General features: G+C 40.7%; 16 protein-coding genes. 7 read left to right on the top strand and 9 right to left on the bottom strand.

Annotation, left to right across the window (positions count from 1 at the left end; genetic code table 11):
• The 3 genes from ACFEL9_RS16630 to ACFEL9_RS16620 form a co-directional block, all read right to left on the bottom strand.
• The gene (locus ACFEL9_RS16630) at nt 1-663 is read right to left on the bottom strand and encodes a response regulator (RefSeq protein WP_385892364.1); all 663 of its coding nucleotides are present in this window, start codon (nt 661-663) and stop codon (nt 1-3) included.
• A gap of 2 nt (nt 664-665) precedes the next feature.
• Nucleotides 666-1,469: a sensor histidine kinase gene (locus tag ACFEL9_RS16625; RefSeq protein WP_385892361.1), complete on the bottom strand. Its 804-nt coding sequence runs from the start codon at nt 1,467-1,469 to the stop codon at nt 666-668.
• A 710-nt stretch (nt 1,470-2,179) separates the two neighbouring features.
• Complete coding sequence (locus ACFEL9_RS16620; protein ID WP_385892359.1) at nt 2,180-2,653, bottom strand: hypothetical protein; 474 nt, start codon at nt 2,651-2,653, stop codon at nt 2,180-2,182.
• A 335-nt stretch (nt 2,654-2,988) separates the two neighbouring features.
• Here ACFEL9_RS16620 and ACFEL9_RS16615 point away from each other — a divergent pair, with 335 nt between their 5' ends.
• From ACFEL9_RS16615 to ACFEL9_RS16605, 3 genes are all read left to right on the top strand, one after another.
• Complete coding sequence (locus ACFEL9_RS16615; protein WP_385892357.1) at nt 2,989-5,082, top strand: ComEC/Rec2 family competence protein; 2,094 nt, start codon at nt 2,989-2,991, stop codon at nt 5,080-5,082.
• Nucleotides 5,083-5,133: 51 nt separating this feature from the next.
• A complete protein-coding gene (purH, locus tag ACFEL9_RS16610; RefSeq protein ID WP_385892354.1) occupies nt 5,134-6,657 on the top strand; it encodes a bifunctional phosphoribosylaminoimidazolecarboxamide formyltransferase/IMP cyclohydrolase in 1,524 nt (507 codons plus the stop codon).
• A gap of 117 nt (nt 6,658-6,774) precedes the next feature.
• Nucleotides 6,775-7,782, top strand: a complete 1,008-nt coding sequence (locus ACFEL9_RS16605) for a DMT family transporter (RefSeq protein ID WP_385892352.1) — start codon at nt 6,775-6,777, stop codon at nt 7,780-7,782.
• 31 nt (nt 7,783-7,813) lie between these two features.
• Here the strand turns inward: ACFEL9_RS16605 and ACFEL9_RS16600 are convergent, their stop codons facing one another.
• From ACFEL9_RS16600 to ACFEL9_RS16590, 3 genes are read right to left on the bottom strand one after another with little or no spacing between them, the layout of a single operon-like run.
• A complete protein-coding gene (locus ACFEL9_RS16600) occupies nt 7,814-9,115 on the bottom strand; it encodes a polysaccharide deacetylase family protein (RefSeq protein ID WP_512701519.1) in 1,302 nt (433 codons plus the stop codon).
• Nucleotides 9,116-9,128: 13 nt separating this feature from the next.
• A complete protein-coding gene (locus tag ACFEL9_RS16595) occupies nt 9,129-10,505 on the bottom strand; it encodes a LutB/LldF family L-lactate oxidation iron-sulfur protein (RefSeq protein WP_385892346.1) in 1,377 nt (458 codons plus the stop codon).
• A gap of 5 nt (nt 10,506-10,510) precedes the next feature.
• Entirely contained in the window at nt 10,511-11,125 is a 615-nt protein-coding gene (locus ACFEL9_RS16590) for a DUF3109 family protein (protein ID WP_385892344.1), read from the bottom strand.
• Nucleotides 11,126-11,340: 215 nt separating this feature from the next.
• Between ACFEL9_RS16590 and ACFEL9_RS16585 the strand changes: the two genes are divergently transcribed.
• Both ACFEL9_RS16585 and ACFEL9_RS16580 read left to right on the top strand, forming a co-directional pair.
• On the top strand, nt 11,341-12,015 hold the full coding sequence (locus ACFEL9_RS16585) for a DUF2306 domain-containing protein (protein ID WP_385892342.1): 675 nt from the start codon (nt 11,341-11,343) through the stop codon (nt 12,013-12,015).
• Between the two features lie 42 nt (nt 12,016-12,057).
• The gene (locus ACFEL9_RS16580; protein WP_385892341.1) at nt 12,058-12,405 is read left to right on the top strand and encodes a hypothetical protein; all 348 of its coding nucleotides are present in this window, start codon (nt 12,058-12,060) and stop codon (nt 12,403-12,405) included.
• Between the two features lie 66 nt (nt 12,406-12,471).
• On the opposite strand, the gene gldD is transcribed toward ACFEL9_RS16580, so the two are convergent.
• The 3 genes from gldD to ACFEL9_RS16565 form a co-directional block, all read right to left on the bottom strand.
• Nucleotides 12,472-13,071: a gliding motility lipoprotein GldD gene (gene gldD, locus ACFEL9_RS16575; RefSeq protein ID WP_385892339.1), complete on the bottom strand. Its 600-nt coding sequence runs from the start codon at nt 13,069-13,071 to the stop codon at nt 12,472-12,474.
• A gap of 13 nt (nt 13,072-13,084) precedes the next feature.
• Entirely contained in the window at nt 13,085-14,443 is a 1,359-nt protein-coding gene (gene gldE, locus ACFEL9_RS16570; protein WP_385892336.1) for a gliding motility-associated protein GldE, read from the bottom strand.
• A gap of 97 nt (nt 14,444-14,540) precedes the next feature.
• Nucleotides 14,541-14,975: a single-stranded DNA-binding protein gene (locus ACFEL9_RS16565; RefSeq protein ID WP_385892334.1), complete on the bottom strand. Its 435-nt coding sequence runs from the start codon at nt 14,973-14,975 to the stop codon at nt 14,541-14,543.
• Between the two features lie 219 nt (nt 14,976-15,194).
• On the opposite strand from ACFEL9_RS16565, the gene ACFEL9_RS16560 reads away from it, so the two are divergent.
• Nucleotides 15,195-15,587 (top strand): hypothetical protein, encoded by a 393-nt coding sequence (locus tag ACFEL9_RS16560; protein WP_385892331.1) that lies wholly within the window; start codon nt 15,195-15,197, stop codon nt 15,585-15,587.
• A gap of 57 nt (nt 15,588-15,644) precedes the next feature.
• A complete protein-coding gene (locus tag ACFEL9_RS16555) occupies nt 15,645-16,232 on the top strand; it encodes a penicillin-binding protein activator LpoB (protein ID WP_276503069.1) in 588 nt (195 codons plus the stop codon).
• Nucleotides 16,233-16,264: the final 32 nt, after the last annotated feature.

The following is a 16,264-nucleotide window of genomic DNA, read 5'->3' as shown; positions in this document are numbered from 1 at the left end:
TCACAATTCAATAATTTTATTTTTTATCGCATACATCACCAGCCCTACGCGGCTGTGCACTTTGAGTTTAGCAAACAGCGCTTGCCGGTAGTCGTCTACCGTACGGGGACTAACGTACATCTTATCAGCAATCTCTTTATAAGACAGTTCGGAGCAGGTCCATTTTAAAAACTCTTTCTCCCTTTCATTTAGCACTACTTCCTTTTCCTCTACATTCACCACGTCATTATGCAGTCCGCTAATTAGCTTGCCCGAAACATATTCAGATAAGTAAACATTTTTATTCATGATTGTATCGAGAGCTTCTTTCAGTTCTTCCGGACTGGCGTTTTTTAACAAATAGCCTTTTGCTCCCAGCCGGAAAATTTTAATAATTGATTTTTCATCACTAAGCATGGAAAGCGTCAACACTTTTATTTGCGGATACTTTTTATATAGCCACTGTGTGGTTTCAAATCCATCCATTTCGGGCATATTAATGTCGAGCAGGACAATATCGGGCAATATATTTTTAGTGATTTTATCGCACAGGTCTTTACCGTTATCTGCTTCCATTATTACGCTATATCCCTCAAACGTATTTATCAGTTTTGCTAATGCGCTGCGCAACAAACTATGGTCATCTGCGATTGCTACCTGTATATTTTTGTTTATTCTGGTCATCTTTATTCTGCATTCAGGGGAAGCCTGATCGTTGTTTTTGTTCCACTCCCGGGTTTACTGTCGATGGCTATTTGTGCGCCGATTAGTTGTGCCCGGTTAAACATACTTTTTAATCCGACACCCTTATAAGAAGTGGTGGACTGTTGTTTTTCCGTCACGTTAAATCCAATACCGTTATCTTTTATCTCCAGGCAAAAAAGGTCCGGCTGATAGTCCAAATTGACACCCACTTCGCTTGCCTTGGCATGTTTTAAAATATTATTGACTGTTTCCTGGAAAATACGAAACAAGAAAATGGATTTTTCTTCATTAAACGGTATTTCAGTACCCTCCCGGTGAAAATGAACCTGCAATATACCTGCATTTTTTAATGCATATAATTCAAACTGGATAGACTCGGCCAGGCCTACCTGGGCAATGCGGTCAGTATGAAGCCCCTTAGTGAGATTAGAAAGATCTACAATCGCTTTATTTAAAACTTCCTGCGAATGACGAAGTGGCTCTGCAGCAGGATGGCCCTTCTCAATTGGCAAGATGGATAAAGTAAGTTTAGTCACTGATAACATCTGGCCAATATTATCATGCAGTTCCTGGGCGATAGATTTGAAGGTGTTTTCCTGGATTTCCAGTTGCGACCGCAGCGCTTCCTTTTCATAGATTGCCCGTATCTTTTCCAACTCCTGTTCCTGCCGTTGCTGTCTCCGTTGATACAAAAAAAGGATGGTAACAATAAAGCCTACCAGCAACAGACCCAGGATGATGCCTATGATCGTTACGAAATATATTTCCTGGTTTTGAGTCGGCATAAAAATGCAATAGTATATAGCGAGTATAAAAATATATTTAAGATGATGATGATGGCATAGAAATTTTTGATAACAAGGGCCGAGATACTGCTTAGAAAATTTGTCAGGCCATATAAAGGAAAACCGCAACAATAAAAAAATAACAGCCCGGAACAAATCCAAAATGCCGGAGTGTTCTTCAGCTTGATGGCTTGTGGTATTTTGAATAGCTCAAAAAAATAATAAACACATGCGGCCACTATCAGCAAACATCCGATAGAATAAGTAACCGTATGAAATGCACCTATTCGCTGAATGAAAATTATATTACCTGAAGCTGCCATGGCATACAACAATAAGGTATAACGCAGTACAAGTTTCATTTTATGATTACCAATAATAAAACTTACTAATAAAAGATAAAAGCAAAACTCAAATACAGTAAAGAAATTGTATAACCAAACGTTGGGTTGCTGCCGGTCCGACAACCTGGCTCCTATAATCTCAACAGTTAAGGTCGTTATGAGAAAAGGAGGAAATAGCAAAAGGTATAATGGTGTTTGTCGCCTGTTTAAATAAACTGTCAGGCTGACCAAAAAGCTGATGGCGATAAAGTATATATATAAAGGAAAAGAAAGCATCTCATTTATTAAAAGTTTAAAATTAGCATTATAAATAAAAAACCTCCCATTTACGGGAGGTACTTAGGAAAGGTTTATATGGTTTTCAATTTAGGCTACAATGATTCCGTCCTCTCCTTTGTCAATAATGGTAATTCCAACGCCTCCGAAATCGTCTTTACCACAATAAGGTGGGCAGATACTTCCTGCATTCCATGCCAAAATACTTGATCCCTTTTCTGTGCTGATGTATATGTCTTTGTTTGACTCGCCGGCTTCTGATACTTTATGTTTTGTGGCCACCAAAACAATTGTTTGCCTTCCGGCATACAAGGGTTGCTCTTTATAATCCTGGTCGTACGCCCCAAAATATAATTTGATACCATCGGCACCATGCTCTTTGCTTTTTTCAATAAAACGCTCCAACTCCTCAATACTATACCAAACGCTGAGGGAATCCTCTTTTCCCAACCGCCTGGAGTTATGCACCCATCGCTGTTGTTTATAATTTTTGACGACAGTATCGACATGCCTTGTGTCAACCTGCTTCCCGGATATTAGCGATTTTTTTTGTGTCTTTGTCATGGCCTTAATTTTTAAGATGATCGTAAAATTGTTTGTCGGGTAAATCTATTAAGGAGGGCATGACAATCTTTTTTATAAACTATAAAAAAGCAAACAATTATAAATTAAATTAATTTATAACATTTGGATTGTCAAATATTAGCGATGATTTTATGAAAAAAAATCCGTGAAAAAAGCGAAAATTACCCGTAAAAAAAATGCTAATCTGACCGTATAAAAACGAAAGCTCCCGGGGTGGGAAAACTGATTTTTTTCCATTAATAACCCATGAACCAGCACAAAAATTCGCTATTAAATAGTGTTGCAGGATTTAAAGATTTGAAGTAGCTTCTCTTATGCCATCGTCCAACCATTACTTTCTAAAAAGAACACCCTTTATCCGGCTGCTGCTTGCACTGATAATTGGCATTGTCTTTCAGTGGTATTGCCAGGTACCGATAACAGCCTGGCTGATTTTATTTGCTGTCTCTTTTCTAGCCACCCTGTCATTTTTTTACCTCCCGCTTTTTAAGCGATATCATCTTGGTGCTTTAAATGGCTTATTTATTATGATTCCATTTTTATCACTGGGAGCCATTCTTGTCTTTAATAACGATATCAGGAACAATCCAAATTGGATGGGTCATCTATACAATGAACAGGATGTCGTGGTCGCAACAATTGAAGAACCCCTGGCGGAGAAAACCAAATCATTCAAGGCCGACGCAACGATATCATCACTGATAAAAAATGGCGGTGCAGTCCCTGTTAAAGGCAAAACAATTATCTATTTCCAAAAAGACTCCTCCATATCCAGGCTGAAATATGGATCACAGATCATTTTCAGGAAATCACTACAGGAAATTAAAAATTCCGGAAACCCCGGCGGTTTTGATTACAAGCGTTATTCCCTATTCCATGGAATGACACACCAGGTATACCTTAAAGCCGGAGAATTTGTGGTACTCAATGAAAAGAAGAAACAAAAATGGAAGGAATTTATATATGCATCAAGAGAAAACGTGCTGGATATTCTCCGGTCAACTATCAAAGGTGAAAAAGAGCTGGGCCTGGCAGAAGCATTACTGATTGGCTATAAAGACGACCTTGATAAAACACTTGTTCAATCCTATACCAATACCGGCGTCGTACATATTATTGCTATTTCCGGGCTTCACCTGGGACTGATATATTGGTTGCTGCTATTATTATTAAAGCCACTGCAAAAGCAACCCTATTGCAAATGGTTGAAACCGGTTATTGTTATTAGTGGATTATGGTTGTTTAGTTTTTTAGCAGGAGCGCAGCCTTCCATTCTCCGGTCCGCAGTTATGTTTACCTGCCTGGCATTGGGAGATAGCCTTGTTAAAAAAACTTCCATTTATAATACATTGGCCTTTTCAGCCTTTCTATTGCTTTGTTATAATCCTTATTGGCTTTGGGATGTCGGATTTCAACTTTCCTACTCCGCCGTTTTAAGCATTGTTGTTTTCATGAAGCCTGTTTATCAATGGTTTTATGTGAAGAATAAAGCGCTTGATTTTATTTGGAAAATCAATGCTGTTACAATTGCAGCTCAAATACTAACTCTACCAGTTAGTATTTACCATTTTCATCAGTTTCCTATGCATTTCTTGCTTACTAATTTCGTGGCGGTACCGTTATCAAGTATCATACTGGTCGGCGAAATTTTTCTTTGCGTCTTATCGTTTGTCCCGTTTGTCGCTTCATTTATCGGCAAACTTATATCCTGGCTTATTTGGGTAATGAATGGCTGGGTGGAACGAATAGAGGCTTTACCTTTTTCTTTGTGGGATGGATTGCAGGTAAATATCATGCAGGTCCTCGTTCTCTTTATTTCTATAGCCGGTTTTAGTTATTGGTTGCTTGAGAAAAAGAAACCAGGCTTAATAACAGGTCTTATTGGCTTGCTTCTATTTTTTACTATCCGCAGTATTTCATTTTGGCAGGCTGTCGATCAACAAAAGCTTATTGTCTATAACGTGCCGCAACGCCAGGCTATTGATTTTATTACGGGGCGCCAGTTTATTTTTTGTGGTGACAGCGATTTGTTGAAAGACGACTTCATCAGAAACTTTCATTTGAAACCGTCACGAATTCTGCACAGAACTGAACCGGCCCCGGAGATGGATAACCTCAATTTTCAGGGTCATTACTTCTCCCCCGGCAGTAAAAAAATTATGCTGCTTGACAGCACCGTACACTATAGCAAAGCCGGCCCCAAGCATTCGATTGATGTTTTGATCATTTCAAAAAATCCCAAATTGTATATTCCCCGGCTTCACACTTCCTACGAAATAAAGCAGGTAGTTTTCGACGGGTCGCTTCAACCCTGGCGGGTAAATTTTTGGAAAAAAGATTGCGACTCACTCAACATTCCTTATCATGATGTCACGGAGAAAGGGGCTTTTGTGATGAACCTGAATTAAACTACTTTTGCGGCTCTTTAGCGATTTGCCCGCCTTTTTTAATTACTAGTTATGACAAAAAAGATTCAATCTGCACTTATTTCTGTTTTCTATAAAGATGGCCTTGAGCCAATTGTAAAGACATTGGCTGAATTGGGCATCACTATCTATTCAACCGGAGGTACGCAATCGTTTATTGAAAAATTGGGGATCAACGTAGTACCTGTTGAGGACCTTACCTCTTACCCTTCTATTTTAGGCGGCAGGGTAAAAACATTGCATCCATCCGTTTTTGGCGGCATTTTAGGAAAAAGAGAGGATGAAACCCATGTGCAGGAAATGAAGCAATACAATATCCCTGAAATTGATTTGGTGATCGTCGATCTCTATCCATTTGAGGAAACGGTTGCGTCTACAACAGATGAAAAAGCAATTATTGAAAAAATTGACATTGGTGGCCCATCCATGATCCGTGGAGCAGCTAAAAATTTTAAAGATGTAGTTGTGGTCGCTGCAAAAAAGGACTATGCATTATTAGAACAATTACTAAAAGATCAAAAAGGCGAGACAACACTCGAGCAACGAAAAGCATTTGCTGCCAAAGCATTCGAAACAGTTGCTCATTACGATGTGGTAATCGCAAAATATTTTAACCCTGCTGAATCATTGCATTTTTTAGAGTCGATCACGGATCCAAAAACAATGCGCTATGGTGAAAATCCACATCAGTCAGGTGTTTTCTATGGCAACCTTGATCAATTATTTTCCCAGTTAAACGGCAAAGAACTTTCTTATAACAACCTGGTTGATGTAGATGCGGCCGTGCAATTGATTGGTGAATTTGGCCCCCACCAAAGCCAGCCCGTTTTTGCGATCATTAAACATACCAACGTTTGCGGCGTATCCCAGAGGGCTACTACGAAAGAAAGCTGGGATGCTGCGCTTGCCGGAGATCCGGAAAGTGCCTTTGGTGGTGTATTGGTTACAAACGGCACCGTTGATAAAGCAACTGCGGAAGCTATTAATGAAATATTTTTTGAAGTGTTGATAGCCCCATCATTTGATGAGGGCGCATTAGTGATTTTAAAATCGAAGAAAAACAGGATACTGCTGCAATTAAAATCTCAACCAGCCGCAAAGGAACAATATAAATCAGTCTTGAATGGCGTGTTGGTGCAGGGAATTGATGAAGGAAATTATAAAGAATGGAACGAAGCTGGCGGAAGAGAAACAACTGCTGCCGAAAAAGCTGACCTCGAATTTGCCAACATAGTCTGCAAACATTTAAAGTCAAATGCGATCGCATTGGTCAAAAATAAACAACTGGTGGGTAAAGGCTGCGGACAAACAAGTCGTATCGATTCCTTGCGCCAGGCAGTTGAAAAAGCAAAACAATTCAAATTTGACCTAAGGGGAGCTGTGATGGCCAGTGATGCATTTTTCCCTTTCAACGACTGTGTACAATTAGGAAATGAAGCAGGCATCGCTGCATTTATTCAACCCGGTGGTTCCATCAGGGATAAAGATTCCATTGATTATTGCAAAGAACATAATCTTGCGATGGTGATAACAGGCATGCGGCATTTTAAACATTAGGTGTGAACCTGGATTTGGGAGGATTAAAAGGATTAGGAGGATAAGGCAGCGGATACAACCATTTCAATCGCTGTAAACTGGATTCCTGGAAAAAAAAATTAACTCCCGAACTACAAGATGGCTTTTTGGGATCTCAATAAAGTTATTTTAAAGCCAGCCGGCAAATCACTAAAGACAATGTCGGTGCTGAATCCCCTTACTATTCATAAAAAAGGAACACGGGCAAAGGCCATTTTTTGTCTTGCACTTGTGTGCTTGCTGTGGGGTACCACATGGATCGGCTCCAAAGAGGGAGTACGTTATATGCCGCCATTGCAGTTAGCCGGCATCCGTCAAACACTCGGTGGGCTCTTTTATGTTTTATATTTTGTTGCTAAGGGCGAAAGATGGCCGGGAGGAAAAGAATGGCAATCCATTGTTATACTAAGTTTTCTAAATTTTTTATTGGCCAACGGGTTAAGCACCTGGGGTGTTAAATATATATCGGCCGGACTTGGAGCGATCATCGGTTCTATTTTCCCATTATGGATCGTGGTGATTGGATTGTTTTCTGCAAGGTCAGGAATTCCGGGTAAAGCAATTACGGGTTTGTCACTTGGATTTGTTGGGATCTGCATTATTTTCTATCAGCACTTACAGGATTTCTTTGTCGCCGACTTTCGATTTGGTATTCTGTTGTCGCTGGCTGCTACCTGGGCTTGGGCGTTTGGAACGATCTATACAAAAAAACATGCAGCAGGTTTTAATCCTTATTTCAGCATCGGATTACAAATGATGATTTCAGGAATTACATTGTCTGGTATTGCGTATGGCACTGGCCAAACAATGCCGGTTGTTTCGATTCCCTGGCAAGCATGGGCCGCTATCATTTACCTGGCTGTATTCGGCTCCGTTATTTCTTTTATGGCCTATTTATATGCACTGCAAAGGCTTTCTACTGAACAAGCTTCCTTATATGCCTATATTAATCCGATAGTCGCCATACTGCTGGGTTGGATGATTTTTTCAGAAACCCTTACCATATTTATGATTGCCGGTGGCCTGGTAACGTTACTTGGCGTGTACCTGGTTAATCAGGCTTATAAGGTACCGGTATCAACAATGCCGGAAGCCGAGGGAGTTTGAACCCCTGGTCCTAAAAGAATTTCAGCATAAACTATTTTCCTGTTTCTTTAATAAACTGTTCATACACTTCTTTCCACCCGGTAAAGAGTTTGTCTGTTCCCAGGAAGTGGTTGTGCCAGATCATAATAAAAGTGCCGTTCACTGATCTGACCACATTATAGTAGTATCTCATTTCATCCAACGCCTGTTGGGCCGAATATTTTTGTTCATAAAAGGAGTTTGCCTCCATAAAACAGAAAGGAAACAGCATCAAATTCGTTGTTTGTTCTTTTTCCAAATCATACCAATAAAAAGGCGTGGCGGCAGAAGCCCTGAACCCATTGATACTGCCATACCCCATTGAAAAATCAAACTGGATACCATTATCAATCAGCCGTCGGAAAGTTCCCGGTAAAGTGAAACGAATATAGTGTTGTCGTGACGAAAGAATTTTATTACCTGTAAAGTTTGATAAAGTATTCATTTCTTTTTCCAACAACTCATGCTCATCACCGCTTCGCCATGAAGGATGAATACCGACAGGGTAACGAATGATATGATCACCGATCAACGTCTGCAAGGCTTTTTGTTGCGGCAAAATATTTTTATCGTACCTACCATTCTTCTCTGCCACTAAAAAAAAGTAATACGGCTTCACCCGATTTTCTTCATGCAGGCGATGTAGCCAGTCATAAGTGTCAAAAGGATCTTTTACCTTACCCCGAAGCACCGCAATTCTTTCTTTCGCCTGCTTCCAATTACGCTTAATGAGTGACTGCACCAAGCCACCCAAACTGCGCCGCCATCCTTTACATTTATAGGACCAGGCAATATCAATATCATAAGTCGGAAGAAATGTGAATGCTGAGTAATGAAGGATGAGAGAGGGAAATTTTTGTTTTAATGTCTCTTTGAAACTTCTTATCCAAAGATTGACCAGGGGCTTATCTAAAAATCCTTCCCTGAAGGCCAAAGAGTTTTCATGGGCATAACGGTCATACATATCTTTTTGATGAGGAAGGTATTCTTCGTAGCGGCTTAGCAAATAAAAAGAAGCAGCAAAAATATCAAAGCTCAATTCTCCTCCTGTCCTGAAAAATGCTTTGTTGCCATTTACTTCAAAAATTTTTAACGCCTGATCGCTGATACCGGATTCGAATAACAGGGAATGCGGTTGTAACCAAACCTCATCTGTTGATTTTCTCTCCGGGCTATAATTGATCTTTGGAACATTGCTTCCGGCATAAAAGTCTTTATCCGTTGTTAATTCGAATGGCTTTCCGATAATTTCCTTTCCGAAAAAATCAGCCACGTATTGGAGGCGGGGAGTAATTTTTGTAGTGTATATCAGCACCTATGCAAAATAACTATTTGCCATTCTTTTCCTTCCATTGCTGGTTAAATGATTTTTTGGGAAATTCAAGCTTACCACGATGTTTGGTCCACGCTCCTGCTACTTTATTGATGAACCAACTTTTGGTACCACCACCTGACATATTCATCCAGGAGCGGCGAAGCATCGCTTGCTTCCACATTTTCCAAATCATTTTTTCTGAAAAATCGGCAGCACCTTCTTCTACGGCTTCATGCCTGTTTTCCAATAATAGCTCGTGCAGATTTATTTTTACGGCGCACACTTCGGTACAATTGCCGCATAACGATGAGGCATTACTTAAATGTTTCCACTCACCCATGTCCTTAAGATGTGGAGTGATAACAGCGCCGATGGGCCCACTGTAGGTAGACGCATAGGTATGCCCGCCAATATTTTTATATACGGGGCAGGCATTCAGACAAGCGCCGCATCGGATACAATACAGGCTTTCCCTTGCCTTTTCATTGGCCAGTATGTTGGTACGGCCATTGTCCATCAGGATCACATACATCTCTTCAGGGCCATCCGATTCTCCCGGTTGCCTGGGGCCGGTAACGATCGTATTATATGAAGTGATACGCTGGCCAGTTCCATAAGTAGCCAGCAATGGCCAAAACAAACCGAGGTCTGTCATGGAGGGAATTACTTTTTCAATACCCACCACCACGATATGTGTTTTCGGCATAGAACAGCTCAATCGTCCATTGCCTTCGTTTTCCGTAATAGCAATGCCACCAATATCTGCAATGATAAAGTTGGCGCCGGTGATTCCTATCTCCGCCTGGCGATATTTCTCCCGCAAAATATCCCTGGCAACAAGAGTGAGCTGCTCAGGTGTAAGCTGCGGATCGGTTCCGAGTTTTTCGGCAAAGAGTTGAGCAATATCTTCTTTGCTTTTATGCATGGCCGGTGTAACAATGTGATAAGGTGGTTCGCCAGCCAACTGCTGTATATATTCTCCCAGGTCCGTTTCTATACTTTCAATCCTTTTTTTTTCAAGAAATTCATTGAGATGAATTTCCTCGGTGGCCATGCTTTTGCTCTTGACAATGGTCTTACAATTTTTTTCTTCGCAGATCTTGCCAATTTCTTCCAAAGCCTGTTGAGCATCTTCAGCCCATATCACTTTAGCCCCCCGGTTGGTAATGGTTAACTCGAAATTTTCCAACTGCATATCCAGAGTTTCAATAGCCCGCCATTTAATATTCTTGGCTCTTTCCCTGGCAAGATGTAACCCGGCAAACTGCATTTTGCCCTGCGGCACCGCAGCATTGTATTTGCCCATGTTGAAGTTGATGGTCTTGCGATGGTTACGGTCGGCGGCTTTTGCTATGCTTTTCGTCTTAAAGGCTGCAGCGGTTTCTTTCACAGTAGTTACTTTTCTTTTACTTCGTAATAATCTTTTGCGATGGTATCCAAAGTTTCGTAAAAAGCTGACCCGAATTTACGGGTCAATGGTTCTTTTAAAAACTGGTAAACCGGAATTTTTAATTTTTCACCCAGTTTGCAGGCAGGGCTACACATTTTTTCCCTTGGTGAGTAGTTCACTCTTTCATAATCACCATGCTTGCCTGGCTTGGCAATAATGGGGTACAGATGACAACTGATTGGTTTTTTCCAGTCGATGATGCCATCATAATAAGCCTGTTCAAAAGCGCATTTGATAAGGCCATTCGGTTCCCGGTATGCATATACACATATTTCGTTGTCGCTGGGAAGAGTTGGTGTGACCCAGCCAAATTCCCTATCATAAACGTAGAGGCCTTTTTTCCCGATTTCTTCAATGGCGGATTCAGTAAGGTAAGGCCTCACTTTGTCATACACTTCATCAATGACCTTTAGCTCCTTATTTTCCAAAGGCGCCCCGGCATCACCATCTTCACAACAGCCACCCTTGCATTTGGAAAGATCACAAACAAATTGTCTTTCAACCACATCATCACTGATCAGTATGTTATCAATCACTATCACAATATTCAATTTTCGCAAAGATAATGTTTACTTCACAGTGCACCTGTTACGGCTCAAAACCTTGCCCATTAGCCCTTTGCTCCGAAGGCTATTGGCCGCTTGTATTAAGTAGGTAATGAATCATCTTATGCTCCAAAGATCACCCGGTAATAAAATTTCCATTTAACAAAGTACTAACAGCGGGTTTGTGTGAACTGCGAAAAAGGCCGCATCTAAAGCAAAAAACCAACTGTATGCCTAACTCGAGGCGGCTTACTCTCCAACAATCGGTTAAAGTGTTTTTCCAGTTATTATTTTGGATACCGGTCACAGCGTTTAGCCTTTTACTTGTTTATAATACCATTCCTTATTTTTCATTCAGCAAGGATTTTAGTTTTATCGAAGAAAGAAGCCTGCTGTTTTCTAACAGTGTTTACAACAACGCATTTTATATTCACATTTTTGCAGGCGCTATCTGCATTCTGACTGCTCTCATACAGTTTTCAAGATATATACTGAAAAGATCAAGAGCTATTCACCGTTGGTCGGGCAGAGCATACGTATTTGTTGTGCTATTTCTTGGTGCACCTACTGGTCTTTATCTGTCATTTTTTGCAAAGGGAAGCATTTGGGAAAGAAGCCTATTTCTTTTCATGGCCCTCACCTGGTTTATTACAACCCTATACGGCCTCACTACCATAAGAAAGAAAAATGTTCTGGCACACAAGATCTGGATGATGCGATCCTATGCTATGGCCATGACAGCGGTTACGTTCCGTATTTATCATATCCTGTTTTACTTGTTGGGCTGGGGTCACCTGGAGAACTATGAGTTGTCACTTTGGATCAGTGTAATAGGCAATATGCTTTTTGCAGAAGGGATCATCTACCAAAAAAGCAGGGTCTACTTAAAAACTTTTACAACCTGACGATTAAAAATTTTTCTCATAAACCTTTAAACTTTAGAAATTATGAAACCAGTTCTCTACGTTGGCGCCGCATTAATGATCGGCGCAAGTGTCTACGGATTTGTTGACTACAAAAAAGCATCCCGGTCGGCGTCGTTCCAAAAAATGTATGAAGAAAAAAAGCAAACTCCTGTAGTAACGCCGGCTCAGCAGGTAAAGCCCGACAAGCAGGAAGAAACTATTGCAAAAAAAGAAAGGACGAAGCCGGAGGCAAGCAACAAAAAAACTTCCGCACCACTTTTGAAAACACGGAAAGCAACGGCAACAAAAAAGATCCATTATAAAGAATTCAGCCGTGCCCCGCTTCGCGAAGACCAGGAAATAACTCCGCCGGCAAAATCAAAAGACTAAACTTAAAAATAAAAGTGCAGAATGATGATGAGGTTCCTTATCCAATCCTCCTTTCGGGGAGGATTTTTATTTCCACTTCAATGTATTAATCAGGTGTAACAGATCTTTTTTTAGAAAATCATTGACTATGCCCAGCGAATCTTCATTGGGTGAAGCATTAAAATATAAAGCACCGCGGAGAAAATGCCGGGTGGAGTCGGTCAGGAAAAATTGATTGGCTGTTGCAGTATTGCCACTCAATGAAAAATAAATTCCCTCAACGCCATTCGGCGTCCGCACCAGGCTGTCATTAATACCGGTGGAAACGTCGGTATGTTGTTTATAGGCCATCTTAAATCCATCATTCACCAGGGAATCAAAATTATTTTTTTGTACTTCTTTATAACTGATATAAATACGTCCACCAAAACGGGGAATATCGATATTGAGCCACCATTCATTTTCAGGCCTGGCATCGAAAAAAGAAGTGTCTTTTGAAACCGTGGAGTACACCGGGTATTCAAAAGTGTAAGGATAACCGGGCTCATTAAACGGCTGGTATTTTTTTTCAGGAAAATCAATATGGAAATAACCTGTTTTCTTATACGTATAAGGGCTGTTGCAAGAAAAAAGAAACGCTATTAAGCTTAAGAAAAAAAGGGAGAAAGAAAAAAAGCGAATATTCATCAGGAGATTATTACTATTTTTTTACAGTTACTTTTACCAGCTTCAGGCGGTTTTTATCAGACTCCATGACCGTAAACTCAAAATCGCCGGCATTGATTACATCATTCACCTTTGGAAACTCACCGGCAAGTTCCAGTACCAAACCACCCACCGATTCACTTTCACCTCTTACCTTATCAAATGTATCCATGGGCAAATGCATTATTTTACACATATCATGTATCATAGTCTTCCCTTCAAATACATAGTTATTATCATCCAGCTTAGGATTTGAGCTCTCCTCTTCATCGAATTCATCTTTTATGTCACCTATCACTTCTTCCATAATATCTTCCATGGTAACAATACCACTGGTACCACCAAATTCATCCACCACTACAGCAAAATGAACCCGCTTGGATTGAAAGTCACGAAGAAGATCGGCAATCAATTTTGACTCCGGCACAAAATAAGGATGGCGCATCAATGGGTGCCAGTCAAACCCATCACTTTCCTGCAGGAACGGAATAAGGTCTTTCGTATTCATGATACCCACCACTTCATCTAGGTTGTTCTTATAGACCGGCAGACGGGAGTAGTGCAGGTTTTCCACTTTATTAATTAACTCCTTAAAGGAAGAGTTGTAGTTGATACCATTTATTTCCAGCCTGCTTCGCATGATCTGCTTTACCGAAATGGTTCCAAACTTCACTATGCTTTTCATGATATTTTTTTCTTCCAGTGAAGCTTCTTCGTCTGTTTTTATATCAATAGCCGCATCCAACTCCTGGATGCTAACAGCCTCGGACCTGTTGGCGCCCATTCTTTTTCCAATACCATCGGCCAAAGACACCACCCATCGGCTGATACGCCGAAAAACAAGGTGAACCGCTTCTACTACTACCGCCGATCCATAAGCAAACCGAAGGTTGTTTTGGGTAGCCCACACTTTTGGCAGAATCTGGCCCAGGAAGATCAATATGAAACTGATAATAGCTACCCTCAACAAAAGTTCGAACAGGTAACTCCAGAACTCACTTCCAAAAATATTAAGTGTACCGTAGGGCAAATATTGGTTGATTAAAAATCCTGCCAGCACCACCATACAGATATTTAAAAAAGTGCTGGCAATGAGCAGCGAGGCAAAAACTTCCTTCGGTTCATCCAGGAAATTGATAATGCGTTTGGCCGCCGGATGCTGTTTTGTTTTCAACATATTAATATCCTTATTATTTAAGGAAAATATGGCTACTTCAGCCCCGGATATGGTAAACACCAACAGCAATAGCACCAATAACAGGAAAACCAATAGGGTGGCTCCTTGTGGATTAGTAGCGAGAAGGGTGAAGGAGAAACTATTTTGCAAAAAATTAATGATCGAATGACTCTCCAATGCAAGGTGTTTTAGTGATCGGTTGAATTATAAAGGCAGGTCAAAACGGCCTGCCGGTTATATTAACAACAAAGTTATTGTTTTAATTATATACTCCTTAAAAAGGGAGGTTTTCAGATGGATCTCCTAAAGGTGGATGGGAATCAGCGCTGCCAAGGTTTTCCATGCCGCTGCTATCAATAGGTGTGCTCGTGCCTTCCATTCGCTTATCCAGCATGATGAGATTATCACCCACTACCTCGGTGGCAAATTTGCGGTTGCCGTCTTTATCCTCCCAACTCCGGGTTCGCAGACGACCTTCGATATAAACGAGGCTGCTTTTATGTAAATATTTTTGGGCCAACTCGGCAAGTCCGCGCCATAGTACCACCGTATGCCACTCTGTCTGAGATACCAGCTTGCCCGTTCTGTCTTTAAATGTTTCTGTTGTAGCCAGTGGAAATTTTGCAACACCAATATTTCCTTCAAGGAACTGTACATCCGGGTCTTTACCCAGGTTGCCGATAAGCATTACTCTATTTACACCTCTCATATGCTTTTCTTTTTCTGATTAACAATTCTCTTCAAGCCTGCTTATTTAAAGTTAATTTTTTTTAGTGGAATGAAAAATTTTTAAAAGCAAGAGGGTTTTAACTAAGAAGGCTTTCAATTCAAACCTCAAAATCCCCATTTAAACCAACATTTAACTACTGCTTAACGGCCGGAAGAGTACTTTAGCCTTGACAATTTTTTGCAACCTAAAACAGATGCTATGCAAAAGTTTCTACACTATTCTCTTTTTTTTGCAGTTGTTTCTTTGCTCCACCTGGTTTGTTTTGCCCAGCTGGACCTGGCGCCTAATCAAAATCCCAACTATGCTGTCAGCAGGTCAAAGTATATGAAAATAGCCGATTCATTAAATGAGTGGCATAGCACGACACAGCAACAAAACTATAAGGCCATCGATTGGTTAGCTGACAGACGTGAAGCAAGAGTCGATCGGCGTGAGTTTCGCCAGCAACTTCGGTTAGAAAGAGCAAGAAATATGGGCTACCCTTACTATTATGGCAATTACCACGGAAATTATCACCGTCGTTACTACAATAACTACAGGGGAAACCGCTTTCACATTTCGCCCTGGTATGGTTTAAATTTTTGGTGGTAACATGAAGTAATCAACAAACATCTTTAATCTTCTTACATTATCTTATAAATTATTCCAATGAAAAAAAATATACTATTTGCGCTAACCTTTTCAGGCGTCATTTTTTTGGCCGGCTGCTCTCATAAGGTAACACGTATTGACCCTGCTGAACAGGTAGATATCAGCGGACGCTGGAACAATACCGATTCCCGTCTCGTAGCTGAAGACATGACTAATACAATTCTAAGAGCAAATTGGCTTACTGATCACCTGTCATCCAAAAGTGGACAGCGGCCAGTTGTGATTGTAGGATTCGTTTCCAACAAAAGCCATGAGCATATTGAGGCGGAAACTTTCGTAAAAGATGTAGAAAATTCTTTTGTAACCACGCAGAAAGTGAGGTTGGTACAAGGCGGTAAGAAAAGAGAAGAGCTAAGAGCCGAAAAAGCGGACCAGCAAACCAATGCCAGTGTCAGCAGCATGAAAAAATTTGGATTGGAGCAGGGGGCGGATTATATACTTCAGGGTTCTATCAACTCAATCGTTGACTCGCATAAAAGAAAAAAAGTAGTCTATTATCAAACTAATCTTGAACTCACCAATATTGAAACCAATGAAGTGGTATGGATCGGTGAGAAAAAAATAGCTAAATACGTAAAGAACTAGGCTTTCGCCGTCGTTTTATCCAGGCGACTGTA

It is taken from the genome of Terrimonas alba (assembly GCF_042434975.1).
In the GTDB taxonomy this organism is placed as follows: domain Bacteria; phylum Bacteroidota; class Bacteroidia; order Chitinophagales; family Chitinophagaceae; genus Terrimonas_B; species Terrimonas_B alba.
Note: the sequence above shows the minus strand (reverse complement) of the source record. Positions and strands in the feature narration are given on the sequence as shown.